The sequence below is a fragment of the Streptomyces sp. NPDC088261 genome (assembly GCF_044740805.1).
Taxonomy (GTDB): Bacteria; Actinomycetota; Actinomycetes; order Streptomycetales; family Streptomycetaceae; genus Streptomyces.
Genome location: NZ_JBIURL010000001.1, coordinates 398,315 through 412,983 on the forward strand (window position 1 = coordinate 398,315; position 14,669 = coordinate 412,983).

The window sequence follows — 14,669 nt, forward strand, 5'->3', positions numbered from 1 at the left end:
GCAGGGCATCCATCTTGGCGATCTTGAAAAGATCCGACCCGCTCGTCCCGACGGTATGCCGATCAAGTTTCTACGTGCGCATCCTGTCGCGGCTCCCCCGGCCCCTCCTCCGGCGCAACTTGAAGTGAGGATCTCAACCCCTATCGCTCGCATGGGCGCTGGAACCGGCATGGGCATACCTACGCAGCGGCAAGCGCGACGCATCCACATCCTTAACCCGTCGCGGACCGCATATGACCGTCAGCCGCCTTCTCGCGGGATCCACTCGCCGCCGCCCAGCGGGTAGTCGTAGCCGGGGCGGGCGGCGCCGGCGCTTGTACGGAAGGGGGTGCCGGCGTTGTCGATGTGGACCGTGCCGCGGCGGCTGCCGCTGGACCACTCCAGGCTGAGGTCCCAGCGGACGTCGTGCGCCGAGGCGTGCGCGGTGATGTAGAAGACCTCGGGATCGGACTCGCTGACCTTGTACGGGAAGTCGCGTTGGCCGTTCTTGGCGTTCACCGCCGGGCTGCCGTTGTCGAGGTCGACGTCGAACGACTTGGTGTCCACGCCACCGCCGCAACCCACCCCCATCGCGTAGTCGTTCCAGGCGAGGGGCGCGCCCTTGGTGACCACACGTACGTGCAGCGCCTCCAGGACGACCGTGTCCCGGCCGGTGCCCTGGACGGTGAGGGCGACGCGCTGCTCCCCCGAGGAGACCGCGCCGTAGGCGGCGGCCCAGCGCGGCGCGTCCTGCTCGCTCGCGGGCGGGCCGACCTGCTCGGGTTCGCTGTCGACAAGGAAGTGCTGGCTGCACGGGTTGTCGTAGATGTACGGGCGGGTGGCGACGTTCAGCGGTACGGCGTTGCCGCCTTCGGCGGGGTCGGCGGGGTTGGCGGCGCCTTGTCCGGCGCCGTCGTCCGGGGCGCGGGGGTCGGTGGTGCGGGGTGGGGCGGCGGAGGTGGACGGCTTGCGGGTTCCGCCGCTCTCGCCGCTCCCACGGCTGGGGGAAGGTGTACGGGAATCCGTCACCGACGGGTGTGGTGGCCGCGCCTTGCCGGTAGTCACGGACGTGGCGCCGGCGGCGCCCCGGGCTCCGGTGTCGTCGTTACCGCCGCCGAAGGGGCCTTGGGCGGCGAGCGCCGCGGCTCCCAGTACGGCGGCCACGGCGACGGCGGCGATGAGGGCGGTACGGCGACGGCGCGCCGGGGGCGCGGGGGTGGGGGCGGGCGGGACGTCGGTAACTACGGGGACGGGGACGGGGACGCGGCCGGGGTTCGGGCCGGGGCCTTGCGGCGGGCTGTCCGTACTGGCTGTCGATGCGGAATCGGTGGCCGGTACGGGATCGCTCGCGGGTACGGAGCCGCTCGCCGCAGCTGATCCCTGCGCGGGTACGGACCCGGTCGCCGCACCTGATCCCTGCGCGGGTACGGACCCGGTCGCGGCGCCCGATCCCGCCGCTGGTACGGAGCCGTTCGCCGCGCCCGATCCCTGCGCGGCATCCGAAGCGGAGCCCGAGCCCGTACCCGTACCGGTACCAGCACCCGCCTCCTCACCGGCACCCGAACCCGAGCCCGCACCCGCACCAGCGGCAGCCCCGGCGCCCGCCCCCGCCGCCGACTCCGCCCTCCCCCCTCGTACCGCATCCGCCAGAATCCACCGCCGGTGCAGCTCCATCAGCTCCCGCGGCGTCGCCCGGCACGCCCGTGCGAGGCGCTCCACCGGCGCGTACTCGTTGGGCACCGCCGCGCCGCTGCAATAGCGGTGCAGCGTCGACGTACTCATGTGCAGCCGCTTCGCCAGCGCCCCGTAACTCAGCCCCGAGCGCTCCTTCAGCTCCAGCAGCAGCTCCGCGAACTCGTCGGCCCGTCCCGCCCCGGTCGCCTCCGGCACTCGTCCCACCATCTCCCCAAGTCCCCGTATCCCCGTGTCCCGTATCCCCGTGTCGCGTGTCCCCACGTCCCCGACGTCCCATTCGGGCGTTCCAGGGGGACGACGTTTCCGCAGCTCACAGCCCGTTCCAGTGTCCCAGTGTCCCGGACTGCCCGCTGGCCGTGGCGGTTGGGACGGATCACCCCACAAGCTCCAGTCATCCAAGCACCACACCCTCCCGAACACCCAAGGGGCTCAGCGACATGTCCAGTATCCGCACCTCCCGCACCCGCCTCCTGAGCGCCGCCGCGACCGTGGCGCTGGCCGCGCTCACCCTGACCGCGTGCAGCGACGGGACGGGCACGAGGGACGAGGGCGCGTCGTCCGGCCCGGCCAAGAACGCGCTGGCGGCCGCGACCGTCCCCGCGCCGGCGTCCGCCTCGCTCAGCGCGAAGCCGGCCGACACCACCTCAGAGCCTTCGACGTCCTCAACGTCCTCGAAGTCCTCCGGATCGGCGAAGCCCGCCAAGGCCGCCAAGCAGACGCCCGTACAGGCGACCTCCCCAGCGAAGGCCCCGGCCGCCGCCGCCAAGGCGGTGACCTGCGAGGGCTCCAACACCAGGACCGTCGCGGCCCCGCTGAACCGCCCCATCAACCACATGCTCCTCACCGTCACCAACACCGGCGGCAAGACCTGCTACCTGTACAACTATCCGATCGTCCGCTTCGGCGAGGCCCAGTCCGTACCGCCGGTCATCGAGGACTCCAAGCCGCAGGCCGTCGTCACCCTCGAACCGGGCGAGTCCGGCTACGCCTCCGTAAGCCTCTCCGCCGCCGACGGCAGCAGCGACAACGGCTACACGGCGAAGACCCTGACCCTCTACTTCCAGGGCCGCTCCACGGACGCGACCACCGGCAAGCCCGCCCACCCCAAACTCCCCGCCAAGGGCGTCTACATCGACGAATCCCTCAAGGTCACGTACTGGCAGCAGTCGATGAACGACGCCATCATCTGGTGACCTCCCCGCCCCACCCACCCGGCCACCACCCCGCACCCCCCGCGGGTGGTGGCCGGCCCCGCTCCCCGACCACCATTCCGCCGTTCAAGCACCTCGGGTGCCTGTGCCCGGTGTTGTGGAGGTCATCGGGCACGTCCCGGGCGCAGGTGGCGGGAGGCCACCAAGCAGGAGGACAGCCATGTCACCTCTCCGCGATCGATGACCAGGCCGTCGACAGTGATCATGCCTTCCAGTTCGCCGTCCACTCGTATCGAGTGGTCGCCGACGCGGAACATCTCCCAGTCGGCGTCGCCGTGCCAGAGCCTGGCGGTCTTCTCGCCCCGACGCTGGGCGAAGACGAGTTCCTCACCGAACTGGTTCATGAAGTAGCCGACGTAGTCCTCGGGAGTGATCGCACCTCCGCACAAGCGGGCCAGGATCAGCTCAATCGCCGGAGGTGTGTCGCTGTCGCTCATACCGCGGGCTCCTCGTTCGGTTCCGGGTCCTGCGCAGCCGACGACAGGGCCAGCATCCGGGCCGCCGAATCGATCAGGGTCTTGTAAGTGATCACTTCTATGCGCGCCGTATGCGTGTTGTAGGTCCGCAGCGTCTCCGCGATCTCCTGGGACGTGACACTCCCGCTCGCGTATTGCGGGTGCCCGATCACGACAGTCGCTGAGGCCCTGCGCGTGTCGACTCCGTACTGCGTGAGGATGGTGTGGCGGTTCTCGTCCATGACGCGGAGGTAGTTCTGTGCCTGAGATACCGCCTGGTGTGCCGGGGCGCCCAGCATGAGATGGCCGTGGGGCCGGATGACCAGTTTCTCGATGTTGGCACGCTTGAGTTCCACCACATGCAGCGAGCCGTCGCCGCGCAGCAGCGGAATGTCGAGAATGGTGTCCGGGGTGTACTGGCGGCGAGCCAGCTCGGCCACGTAGGCGCCGCCGAAGATCCACTCCTGGTTCTTGAGGCAGGCATGCAGCGTGCTTTCGGAGCTGCCAGGGTTGTCCACCGCCGCCCGCAGGGCCGCGAGGCCGGCTTGCCGGGCCTTCAGTTCGAGCAGTTGGGCGAGCAGTCCCGCGTCGGCGTCCGCCAGGACGTCGCTCATCAGCCGGGCGGCCTCCGCGGAAGCGGGCCGGGGCAGGTTACGGAGAACCAGCTCCATGTGCCCGTACTCCTGGAGCCGCCTCAGGTACTTGGTGGACAGTTGGATCCCGCCCTCTCCGGGCCCGATCCCCAGGTAGTCGGTGGACTGGGCGATGCCCTGGAAGAGGGCACGGGCGTCGGCGGCGGTCGCCTCGGGGTTCTGGTCGCACAGCACGTCCAAGGCGGCAACCGCCCGCTCCGCACCCATGGCGGCCATCCGCCGCATGTACTTCTCGCTGCGCTGCCGCGCCTCGTCGTCGTAGTAGTTCTCCACGGTCTCGAGGAAGAGTTCGCCGCTGGCATAGCCGGCAAACCGCTGGAAGCGCCGGGCGAATGCGATGTCCCCGTGCAGGAGGGACTCTTGAGCGACATCTTCTAAGGCGTCCACCAGTGGTCTGCCCTTGCCGTGCCTCCCGCCGAAGCGCGTCCCCATGATGCGCAGCACCACGTCAATGCGCTCCCGTACGTTCGCGTGCTCGGTGAGCTTCCGTGCTTCTTCAACCATGAGCCGGAGCGTGGAGCTGGATCGGAATGTGGTCGCCATGTGCGGCACCCTAGAACCGAACACTGACAACTGCCCTGAAATCTGCCGTGATCGCACGCAGCGGGACGTGAAGGGGCAGCGGACGGGGAGGCATTGGGGTTGCATCGGGGGCAGCGTCTCTGCGGAGGCGTGAATTGTGGATGGGGGTGCTGCTTGAGGATCGAGGTGGCTTCCCATCGTCCGGTGAGACCGACTCCGCCACGCGGCCTCGTACGCCATAAGAACCGGCCTCATCTGACTCGCCCAACTGCCCCGGCTCGCCTGTCTCCCCCGGCCCGCACACCCACCCCACACCCCACTCACACCGACCCCCACTGGTAATCTCCGCTCACTTGTGCGAGGGCGAAGACCCTCGCGAGGAGGGACATCACGTGGGCAGACACGCCCTGAGACGGGGCGGTCCTACCGCTGCCGTCTCGTCGCTCGCGCTCGCGGTCGCCATCGCGGCCTCGGTCGTCGCCGTTTCCTCCGGGGGAGTCGACTCCGCCCAGGGGGCCACGGCCGGGGCCACCGCGGCCGCCACCACACAGATCACACTCCCCGACCCGAACTCGGACCGCCCGCGCGTCGACCGGCCGCTCAGCGCCGGTACGAGCGGGTTCCTGCACCGGCAGGGCGGGGTCGGCGGACTGCTGTGGACGGACTACGAGCACGGCAGGACCGTCACCGTCGAGAACAAAGCCGGCGTCTACACCCCCGGCCAGGCCTGTACGGACGTCAACTCCGCCTGCCGTACGGCCTGGTACGGCGCGGACAGCGACCTGGTCGCCCTGCCGTCGGCGCTGAGCAGCAAGTCCGTCACCCTCTGGGACCCGGCGACCCGCGCGCTGTCCGACGTCACGTCCGCGTACTACTACCGGGCGCTGGCGGGTGACACCGTCGTCACCGAACGCACACTGATCGACACCGTGGACGGCGAGCGGCGCGAACGATTCGTCAGTGGCGACTGGCTCCGCATCCCGGACAACGCGATCGTGGCCGCCGACGCCTCCGGTGCGCTGGTCGAGCACGGCTCCGACGTGTTCTTCATCGACTTCGAAACGGCCGTCAGCACCGCGGTGTTCACCGGCCTGTCCGCCAGCTCGTCGCAAGTGGCCTATGTGCAGAGCGAGAAGTGGATCGGCTGGTACGACATCGACTCCGGCGCCCTCCACCTCAAGTCCCGTACCGACCTCACCGCCGACGAACAGGTGATCGACTCGCCGGCGTTCGGCGAGCTCGCCGGCTCCCCGGTGCTGCTCGACGACCGGCTGTTGCTGCCCACGTACAAGGCGACGACCGGCAGCGCGATCACGGAGGTGTCCCTCGCCGACGGCTCGTCGCGCACGCTGCTCGATTCCGGCGGCGCGTACGCGATCAACAGTCCGGGCGGCACCGCCCTCGTCACGGGCGGCACCGGACCCACCGACTGGTGGGTGCAGCGGGTCGGTGAAGCGGCCGACGGATCGCTGGAGTTGACGAAGGTACGCGCGGTCCCGGCGACGGAGAACGTCAAGACCGGCATCGCGCTCAGCCGGGGCAGCCTGCGGGTCGCGGAGGACGACCCCAGCCGCAGCGCCCACACCACCTCGGTCCGGACGCTGACCACGAACGGCAGCACCACGCTGTCCGCCACTGCGGCCACGGGGAGCCGGACGATCAGCCCCGCGTGCCCGTACACCGGCGTCAACTGCACCCCGCTCTGGGGCAACAACGGCTCCCTCCCCGAGGACGTCCACCTCGTCCGGTTCGAGGACGTCGACGGCGACGGCGCGAGCGGCCTGGAGAAGGCGGACAAGCTCGTCTCCATGAACGACCAAACGTCCGACAGCGTGCTGGAGTTCAAGACCGGGGGCGGCGCGATCGTCGACGTCTCCGACGACTACGCGGTCTACAACTCCGGTGGCACCACGCCCATGCAGTACGTCGGCGAGTTCGGCCAGGGGCAGCAGCTCAAGCGCACGATCCGCGCCGCCGCCCTCAACGGATCCACCCTCTGGAGCGCCACCACGACCGCCGGCACGGTCACCTCGTACAGCCTCACCGAGAAGAAGACGCTCGCCACGGTCAAGATGCCCGGCGCCGGCTGCGTACCGACCGAGCTCCAGGCGGCGGGGCGCTGGGTGTACTGGGCCTGCGGGACCACTTCGGCGGGCCTGTACGACACCAAGGCCGGGACGTCGGTCGCGACTCAGCCGGGTGACGTCCTGCTCGGCGACGGATTCGCCGTACGGCACAACCACACCACGGACGAACTCGTCCTGACGGAAGCGGCCACCGGCGCCACCCGCGTGCTCGCGTCCGGGCTGGCGCAGGCCGGCCAGGCGGGCTCGGGACCGGCCGTCGACCGGCGCCACCGGTGGACGGTGGACGAGTACACGGGGCTGGTCGGCTGGTTCGACGCGTACGAGCAGACGCACGTCGCCACGACCGGGGTGACGCCGTCCGTACCGACGACCTACCGCGCGACGGTCGACGACATCGTCTCGGCGAAGTCGTCGGACACCGACTCCAAGACGTGGAACGGCAGTTGGCTGCTGTCCCGGCCGGTCACCTCGTGGTCCCTGGCCTTCACCTCGGTCGGGAGCGGCGAGAGCGGCAGGGCCACCCGTACGATTACCGGCGGCGCCGCGTCGGCGTGGCTGGGGACGTCCTGGAACGGCAAGGCGAGCAGCGGGAGTTACTTCCCGAACGGCCGCTTCACCTGGACCCTCAAGGCGACCGGCCTCGGCACCGCCTCGGCGTCCACCGTGGCCACCGGCACGGGGTCGATGTACGGAGGCGCGGCGACACGCCACGACTTCAACAGCATCGAGGGCGAGCCGGACGGTGTCGGGGACATCCTCACACTCAACTCCTCGGGCGGGCTGACGTACCAACTCGGGACGGGGGCGGGGAAGTTCAGCGACAAGCTCACGGGGACGGGGTGGCCCACCACCATCAAGGCCGTCCCGTTCGGTGACCTGAGCGGCGACCGCTGCAACGACCTCCTCGTCCGCCTCAGCAGCGGGGCCCTGCGCCTCTACAAGCCGGGCTGCACCACGGCGGTCAAGCCGACGACGTCGTACACGACGATCGGGACGAGCGGCTGGACGCAGTACGACGTCCTCACCTCACCCGGCGACCTCAGCGGCGACGGCCTCCCCGACCTGATCGCCCGCAACACCTCCACCGGGACGGTCTACCTCTACAAGGGCACGAGCGCGGGCAAGCTGTCCGCCCGCGTGAAGCTCTACGACAACTGGAAGACGTACAAGAAGATCGTCGGCACCGGCGACCTCAACGGCGACGGCAAGGCCGACCTGATCGCCCAGGACAAGTCCAACACCCTCTACCGGTACGCCGGCAAGGGCAACGGCACCTTCGCGGCCCGCGTCAAGGTCTTCACCGACTGGGGCGGCTCGTACAACGTGATCGTGGGCACCGGCGACCTCAACCACGACGGCAAGGCCGACCTCGTCTCCCGAGACACGTCGGGCATCCTGTGGCGCAACTACGGCGACGGAAAGGGCTCGTTCGGCGCCCGCACAAAGATCGCGACGGGCTGGAGCGGCTACAAGTCGCTTTCCTAGCGGGTGGGTTGTGGCGGTGAAGACCTGGAGCCGGCCGGACCGACCTGTTCGGGCTCGGGCTCGGGAGCCGAGCAGGTCGGTCCGGCGGGCGGCGGGTGGCGGGTGGCGGGGGTGTTACGCCTGGGGGTGCTCTGTCGCTGAGCGGCGGCGGGACGATACGACGACCATGGCCGCGCCCGCCGCTACGGTCAGGGCGGAGGCCGTGCCCAGGAACCAGGTCGGGATGTCGGCTCCGGTGGAGGCGAGGTTGCCGGTTCCGAGGGGGGTGGATCCCGTGGTGCCGCCGGCGGTGGTCGCCGCTTCTGTTGTGGTGCCTGTTGTGGTGCCGGTTGTGCCCTCGGTCGTGCCCGTCGTGCCTCCTGTGTCGGGGTTTCCGGCCGGGTCTGAGCCGCCCGTGCTCGATCCGCCCGGGTCGGCGGGCAGTTCGGCCGCTTCGGTGAGGGCGAGGTCCAGGTCCACCGGGTCCAGTGCCGTACCCGCCGTGTAAAAGCCGCCGAACGCCTTCGCGCCCGCGCTGGTGAGGGTGGCCGTGACGTCGTCGAGTGAGATCACGTCGTCGGTCGCCGTCAGGTCGGACGGGGTGGCCTTGAGGTCGGCCAGGACCACGTCCTGGGACGTCTTGCCGAGGCTGTCTACGTCGGCGGAGAGCGTGCCGGTTCCGCCGTCGAGTTCCACCCGCAGGCCGCTGAGGGTCAGGTCGAGGCCGTACGCGCCGCCCGATTCGTGGCCCTTGAACGTCACCGAGCCGGCGAAGGTGGCGGCCAGGGTGTCGGCGTCGAGGTCGTATGCGCCTGTGCCGTCAGTGAAGGTGAAGGCGCCGTTGGCGGCCGCCTGCGTGGCTCCGTCGGCGGTGCTGATCTTGCCTTTTGCTGCCCCTTCCACGACGTACGCGCGGAAGGATTCCTTCACACCCCAGCCGAGTTGGCCGTCGGCGACGTCACCGTGGTCGGGTGCCTCGGTGGGAGAGGGCGTGGGGGTGGGGGTGGGGGTGGGTGTGTGAGTGGGGGTTGGGGTTGGGGTTGGGGTGGGAGTCGGCGTGGGGGTTGGAGTCGGGGTCGGGGTGGGAGTGGGCGTGGGAGTGGGGGTTTCGGGTCTCTTCTGGGTCACCGTCAGCGGGTCGCCGGCTGCGCCCTCGTAGCTCCCGCTGCCTAGCGCGTCGGCCGCGCCTTTGGTGAGCGTGGTGGCCATGTCGGTCATGGCCCGGTTGACCGTGACCTTCGCGAGGGCCACGTCGTCGTCGGTCTTGCCGCCCCGCGTGACGTCGGCGGTGACCTCGGCCGTACCGCTGTTGAACTTGACGTCGGTCAGCGTCACTTCGAAGCCGTGCGCCGCGGACCGGACCGTCACCGCGCCGTCGAAGCCGAGCGCGACCGCGTGGGTGGTGGAGTCGTACGTACCGGTGCCGCCGGTGAAAGTGAAGGCGCCGTTGTCGGCGGCCTGCGTGGCGCCGGACGTGGCGGTGAAGGTGCCGGCGGCCATGCCGGTCACGTACGCGCGATACGACGCCTTGATGCCCCAGGTCAGCTCGTACCCTTCGAGCGGCGTGTCGGCGGCGGACGCGGGCGTGGCCAGCAGGGCGGCGGCGCCGAGGGTGACGGCGGTGGCGACAGCGGCGGCGAAGGCGATGGGTCTGCGGGTGGCCATGGAAAGCGATCTCCTCGGGAAGGTGGTGGTGTGGTGTCGTGGTGTGGTGTGGTGGTGTCAGAGGGAGGTGAGTTGGGCTTGTTCCGTGTGAATCATTCGGTGTGACTTGGTCGGTGGGTTTTGGTCAGCTCGCCTCGTCAGTCAGCCGCCTCCGCCACTTTCGTACGACCCCGAACCCCGCCCCCGCCGCCAGCAGCACACCCGCCGCGATACCGAGCGGCAGCACCGGGACGTGCGACGCGTCCGCCGCCGCCTCCGTCCTCGGCGCCGTGCTCTTCCCGGGCCGCGCGCTCCCGCTCCCGCTCTCCCCCGCCCGAGCCCGAGGCGTGGCACCCGCCCCGCTGCCCAGGTCCGGCAGGGCCGGGAGCGCGGCGGCGGGATCCAGGGCGACGGAGAGCGTGACGGGGTCCATCTCCGTACCCGGCCGGTACATGGAGTGGAAGGCCCTCGCCCCCTCCGCCGTGAGCCTCGCCGGCGCCTCGGTCAGCGTGACCAGGCCTTTCCCCGCCTTGAGCCGCGTCGCCGCGAACGTGACCAGGGGAACGTCCCGCATGGTCGTACCGCCGCCGGTGACGTCCGCGCTCAGTGTGCCCTCGCCGTCCTCGACGTTCACACCGACACCGCCGAGGGCGAGGTCGAGGCCCTGCGCGCCGGTGAAGCGGATCGTCCCCGCGAAGTCGGCGTCCAGGATCTGCTTCTTCTTGTCGTACGTTCCCTCGCCCCGGGAGAAGCGGAAGAGCGCCCCGCCGTCCTCGGCGCCACCGGAGAGCTTCCATCCGCCGTGGGCGATCTCGCCGGTGACGTACTCGCGGAAGGTACGGCGTACGCCCCAGTCGACGGCCCCGTCCTCGATCGTGCCCGGGGGGTTCTTGGCCGGCTTTTTGGCCGGCTTCTTCGTGGGTTTCGCCGACGAAACCTTCGCCCCGGCCGCTGACCCGGCCGCCGACCCGCCCCCCTTTCCGCTCCCGGACGGCTTCGGCTTCGCCGCCCCCGCGGCCGGGGCCTTGACGTCCGCCGACAGGCTGACCGGATCGAGGGCGGTGCCCGCCGTGTAGTAGCCGGCGAAGGATCGCGCGCCCTGGGCGGTCAACGTGGCGGGGATGCCGGTGAGTTGTACGACATTCCCGCCGCCCCTCATGGTGATCCCGCCCAGCGCCAGCGAGGCGAACGCGACCTGCGAGGAGGTCGAGACCTTGCCGCTCCCCTTGGCCCTGCTCGCGATGTCGACGTACAAGGTGCCGCCGCCCCCGGAGATCCGGACGGTCGGGCGGCTGATTGTCATGTCGAGCTGGTACGAGCCGTCGTTCTGCCGGTGGCCGAGGAAGTGGACGGAGCCGGAGAAGCCCGCGGTGAACCCACCGCTGTCGGAGTCGTAGGAACCGATGGCCGAGTGGAAGCGGAACCTGCCGCCGCCGACCGTGGCCGCGCCGCCCCCGAGGGAGTAACTGCCCTGCGCGATCGGGCCGGTGACGTACGACTGGAAGGAGGACTTGACGCCCCAGTCGAGCCGCCCGCCCTGCACCGTACGGCCCGCCGCGTGCACGGTGGTGGCGGGGAGCAGGGCCGCCGCGAGGCCCGTGAGGAGTGCGAGGAGTACGAGGAGTACGAGGAGTACGACGCCGGAGGCGCGCGGACGTCTGGACGATGGCATGAGGAATCCCTCCGGGCCCCTGGTGACTTAGGTAAGGCTAACCTAAGCTATGCCGTGGCTCGATGGGAACCCCCACCGAAACAACGACAACAGGACGACAGGACGGTGCAGCTCGTGCGCACACGACTGGTGGGCGGTGCGGTGGTTTCCGCGCTCACACTCACCCTCGCCTTCACCGCGACCGCGTGCGGAGGGGCCGGGGCCGGGAACGGTGACGGTGACGGGGGAAGCGGCGGTGGTACGAGGGACTTGACCCGGGCCGACGACCGGGCCGCTGACGGGGCCGAGGACCAAGCCGAAGGAAACGCGGCCGTCGCGGACCGCGTCGAACCGCTCGCCGACACCCCCACCCCCCACCTGCCCGTCACCGTCACCTCCGCCGACGGCCGGACGGTCACGGTGAGGAAGTCCGACCGGATCGTCCCGCTGTCCGGCAGCCTCAGCGAGATCGTCTTCACACTCGGGCTCGGCGACCACGTGGTCGCCCGCGACATCACCGCCACCTTCGAGCAGGCCGCCCGACTGCCGGTGGTGACACGTGGCCACGATGTGTCCGCCGAGAGTGTGCTGTCCCTCAAACCCGACCTCGTCCTCGCCGAGACCACCACCGGCCCCGCCGAAGCCCTCGGCCAGATCCGCGACGCGGGCATCCCGCTCGTCACGATCGAGGGCGCCAAGAGCCTCGCCGACGTGGGCACACGCATCGGGGCGGTCGCCGACACTCTCGGAGTCGGCGCGGCCGGGCGGGAGTTGACCACACGCTCGGAGGCACGGATCGCCGCCGTACAGAAGGACGTTCCCGCGAAGCACGACCGTCCGCGCGTCGCGTTCCTCTATGTACGCGGGTCGGCGTCGGTGTATCTGATCGGCGGCAGGGACTCGGGAGCCACCCCGCTGATCGAGGCGGCCGGGGCGGTCGACGCGGGCGCCGACAGCGGGCTGGAGAAGGACTTCACCACGATCACCACCGAGGCGCTGGCCCGGGCCGCGCCGGACGCGATCCTCGTCATGACCAAGGGACTTGAGTCGGTGGGCGGGGTGGACGGGCTGGTCGCACTGCCCGGCGTGGCGCAGACGCCCGCCGGGATGGACCGCCGGATCGTGTCCATCGACGACGGCGTCCTGCTCAACTACGGGCCGCGCACCGACCACGTACTGCGGTCGCTGATGGAGCAGTTGTACGGGAAAGACACCGCGAAGTGACCACGCACGAGGGGCCCACCGCCACGACGCCCCCGGCCGAGAAGCCGACCACGACCCCGACTGCGAAGCCGACCCTGGCCACGACCGCGAAGCCGACCTCGCCGCGCTCGGAGCCGCCTCCCACCACCCGCCACACCCCCACCACCGCCTGGCTCCTCACCGCCGCCCTGGCCGCCGCACTCCTCCTCCTCGTCCTCGCCTCCGCCCGACTCGGCGCCTACGACCTCTCAACCAGAGACGTGATCGGCTCCGTCCGGCACCGAATCGCCCTCGGGGGAACGGAGTTGGACCGGGTGGGCGAGTCCGTCCTCTGGAACGTCCGCTTCCCGCGCATCGTGCTGGCCCTCCTCGTGGGCGCGTCGCTGGGCTGCGCGGGCGCGCTGATGCAGGGCGTCTTCGGCAACCCGCTCGCCGAACCCGGCGTCATCGGCATCTCCTCCGGCGCGGCGGTCGGCGCGGTCGGCTGCATCTCGCTCGGGCTGGACTTCCTCGGTACGTGGACGGTCCCGGTGGCCGCGTTCGCCTCCGGCCTGGCGACGGTCCTGCTCGTGTACGCGCTGTCGCGGTCGGACGGGCGCAGCGAGGTGGTGACACTGATCCTCACCGGCATCGCGGTGAACGCCTTCGCGGGCGCGCTGATCGGCCTCTTCCTCTTCTTCGCGGACACCGCCGCCATCAACCAGATCACCTTCTGGCAACTCGGCTCGCTCGCCCAGGCCACCTGGCCCAAGGTCCTCGCCGTGCTGCCCTGCGCGGTCGTCGGTCTCGCCGTCGCCCCGTCGTACGCACGCAAGGTGGACCTGCTCGCCCTCGGCGAACGCCCCGCCCGCCACCTCGGGGTGGACGTCGAGCGGCTGCGAATGGTCCTGATCCTGGTCATCGCGCTGCTGACGGCGGCGGCCGTCTCGGTGTCCGGGATCATCGGCTTCGTCGGCCTGGTCGTCCCGCACCTGCTGCGGATGGCGGCCGGCCCCGGTCACCGCTTCCTGATCGGGGGCAGCGCGCTGGGCGGGGCGGTGGTGCTGCTGGCGGGCGACCTGGCGGCCCGTACCGTCGCCGAACCCGCCGAACTCCCCCTCGGTGTACTGACCGCGCTCTTCGGCAGCCCGTTCTTCTTCTGGCTGCTGCGCCGGACGCGCCGCAAGCAGGGGGGCTGGGCATGAGTTCCCGATTCCCGAGATCCCGATTCCCGAGATCCCCGTTCCCGGGATTCCCGTTCCTGGGCTTCCCCTTCCCGAGACTCACGCCGTTCACCACCCGCGAGCGCGACCTCCCCGCCCCCTGCTCGACAGGGACCGCAGTCGCGGAAGCCCGTGCCCTGCACGTGAGTCGGGGCGGCCGAGACGTACTCACCGGCATCGACCTCACCTCCCGCGCGGGCGAGGTGCTGGCCCTGGTCGGTCCCAACGGGGCGGGAAAGTCGACGCTGTTGGCCGCGCTCGCGGCGGATCTCGCTCCCGCTGAGGGTGAGGTACGGATCTGCGGCCGCGACGCCCGCGCCTGGTCCGCCCCCGAACTGGCCCTGCGCCGGGCCGTCCTCCCCCAAACCGCCGCGCCGGCCTTCCCGTTCACGGTCGAGGAGGTGGTACGGATGGGCCGGGCGCCCTGGTCGGGCACCGCGCGGGCGGACGAGGACGACGCGGTGATCGCGGAGGCGATGGCCGCGACCGAGGTGACGCCGTTCGCGGGCCGTGCCGTCTCCACGCTGTCCGGCGGCGAACGGGCCCGGGTGGCGCTGGCCCGCGTACTGGCCCAGCGGACCCCGCTCCTCCTCCTGGACGAACCGACGGCCGCCCTGGACCTGCGCCACCAGGAGTTGGTACTCCGCGTCTGCCGCGCCCGCGCGACGGCCGGCGACGCGGTCGTGATCGTCCTCCACGACCTGGGCCTGGCAGCGGCCTACGCGGACCGCGCCGCCGTACTCCACGCCGGCCACCTGGCGGCCGAAGGCCCACCGCACGAGATCTTCGAGGAAACCCTCCTGACCCGCGTCTACCGCCACCCGGTGGAGGTACTACCGCACCCCCACACGGACACCCCCCTCATCCTCCCCAAACGCCCGGCCCGTCCCCCCACGCCCTGAT

Annotated in this window: 10 protein-coding genes; 5 read left to right on the forward strand and 5 right to left on the reverse strand. The window is 70.9% G+C overall.

Annotation, left to right across the window (positions count from 1 at the left end; all coding sequences use genetic code 11):
* Positions 1-240: 240 nt before the first annotated feature.
* Positions 241-1,881 carry a helix-turn-helix domain-containing protein gene (locus ACIODU_RS01680; protein WP_401762700.1) on the reverse strand — a complete coding sequence of 547 codons (1,641 nt, stop codon included), beginning with the start codon at positions 1,879-1,881 and terminating at the stop codon, positions 241-243.
* 230 nt (positions 1,882-2,111) lie between these two features.
* On the opposite strand from ACIODU_RS01680, the gene ACIODU_RS01685 reads away from it, so the two are divergent.
* A complete protein-coding gene (locus ACIODU_RS01685; protein ID WP_401762703.1) occupies positions 2,112-2,867 on the forward strand; it encodes a DUF4232 domain-containing protein in 756 nt (251 codons plus the stop codon).
* 122 nt (positions 2,868-2,989) lie between these two features.
* On the opposite strand, the gene ACIODU_RS01690 is transcribed toward ACIODU_RS01685, so the two are convergent.
* The gene (locus ACIODU_RS01690; RefSeq protein ID WP_401762706.1) at positions 2,990-3,322 is read right to left on the reverse strand and encodes a hypothetical protein; all 333 of its coding nucleotides are present in this window, start codon (positions 3,320-3,322) and stop codon (positions 2,990-2,992) included.
* Positions 3,319-4,497: a Shedu anti-phage system protein SduA domain-containing protein gene (locus ACIODU_RS01695; RefSeq protein ID WP_401762709.1), complete on the reverse strand. Its 1,179-nt coding sequence runs from the start codon at positions 4,495-4,497 to the stop codon at positions 3,319-3,321. The genes ACIODU_RS01690 and ACIODU_RS01695 overlap by 4 nt, the downstream gene beginning before the upstream one ends.
* A gap of 410 nt (positions 4,498-4,907) precedes the next feature.
* On the opposite strand from ACIODU_RS01695, the gene ACIODU_RS01700 reads away from it, so the two are divergent.
* Positions 4,908-8,087 carry an FG-GAP repeat domain-containing protein gene (locus tag ACIODU_RS01700; protein ID WP_401762712.1) on the forward strand — a complete coding sequence of 1,060 codons (3,180 nt, stop codon included), beginning with the start codon at positions 4,908-4,910 and terminating at the stop codon, positions 8,085-8,087.
* A 114-nt stretch (positions 8,088-8,201) separates the two neighbouring features.
* Here the strand turns inward: ACIODU_RS01700 and ACIODU_RS01705 are convergent, their stop codons facing one another.
* Both ACIODU_RS01705 and ACIODU_RS01710 read right to left on the reverse strand, forming a co-directional pair.
* Positions 8,202-9,731: an HtaA domain-containing protein gene (locus ACIODU_RS01705; protein WP_401762715.1), complete on the reverse strand. Its 1,530-nt coding sequence runs from the start codon at positions 9,729-9,731 to the stop codon at positions 8,202-8,204.
* 124 nt (positions 9,732-9,855) lie between these two features.
* Complete coding sequence (locus ACIODU_RS01710; protein ID WP_401762718.1) at positions 9,856-11,382, reverse strand: HtaA domain-containing protein; 1,527 nt, start codon at positions 11,380-11,382, stop codon at positions 9,856-9,858.
* 105 nt (positions 11,383-11,487) lie between these two features.
* On the opposite strand from ACIODU_RS01710, the gene ACIODU_RS01715 reads away from it, so the two are divergent.
* From ACIODU_RS01715 to ACIODU_RS01725, 3 genes are all read left to right on the forward strand, one after another.
* On the forward strand, positions 11,488-12,585 hold the full coding sequence (locus tag ACIODU_RS01715; RefSeq protein WP_401762720.1) for a hemin ABC transporter substrate-binding protein: 1,098 nt from the start codon (positions 11,488-11,490) through the stop codon (positions 12,583-12,585).
* Positions 12,586-12,659: 74 nt separating this feature from the next.
* Positions 12,660-13,748, forward strand: a complete 1,089-nt coding sequence (locus tag ACIODU_RS01720) for a FecCD family ABC transporter permease (protein WP_401763491.1) — start codon at positions 12,660-12,662, stop codon at positions 13,746-13,748.
* Positions 13,745-14,668: a heme ABC transporter ATP-binding protein gene (locus tag ACIODU_RS01725; RefSeq protein WP_401762723.1), complete on the forward strand. Its 924-nt coding sequence runs from the start codon at positions 13,745-13,747 to the stop codon at positions 14,666-14,668. The genes ACIODU_RS01720 and ACIODU_RS01725 overlap by 4 nt, the downstream gene beginning before the upstream one ends.
* The last annotated feature ends 1 nt before the right edge of the window (position 14,669 follow it).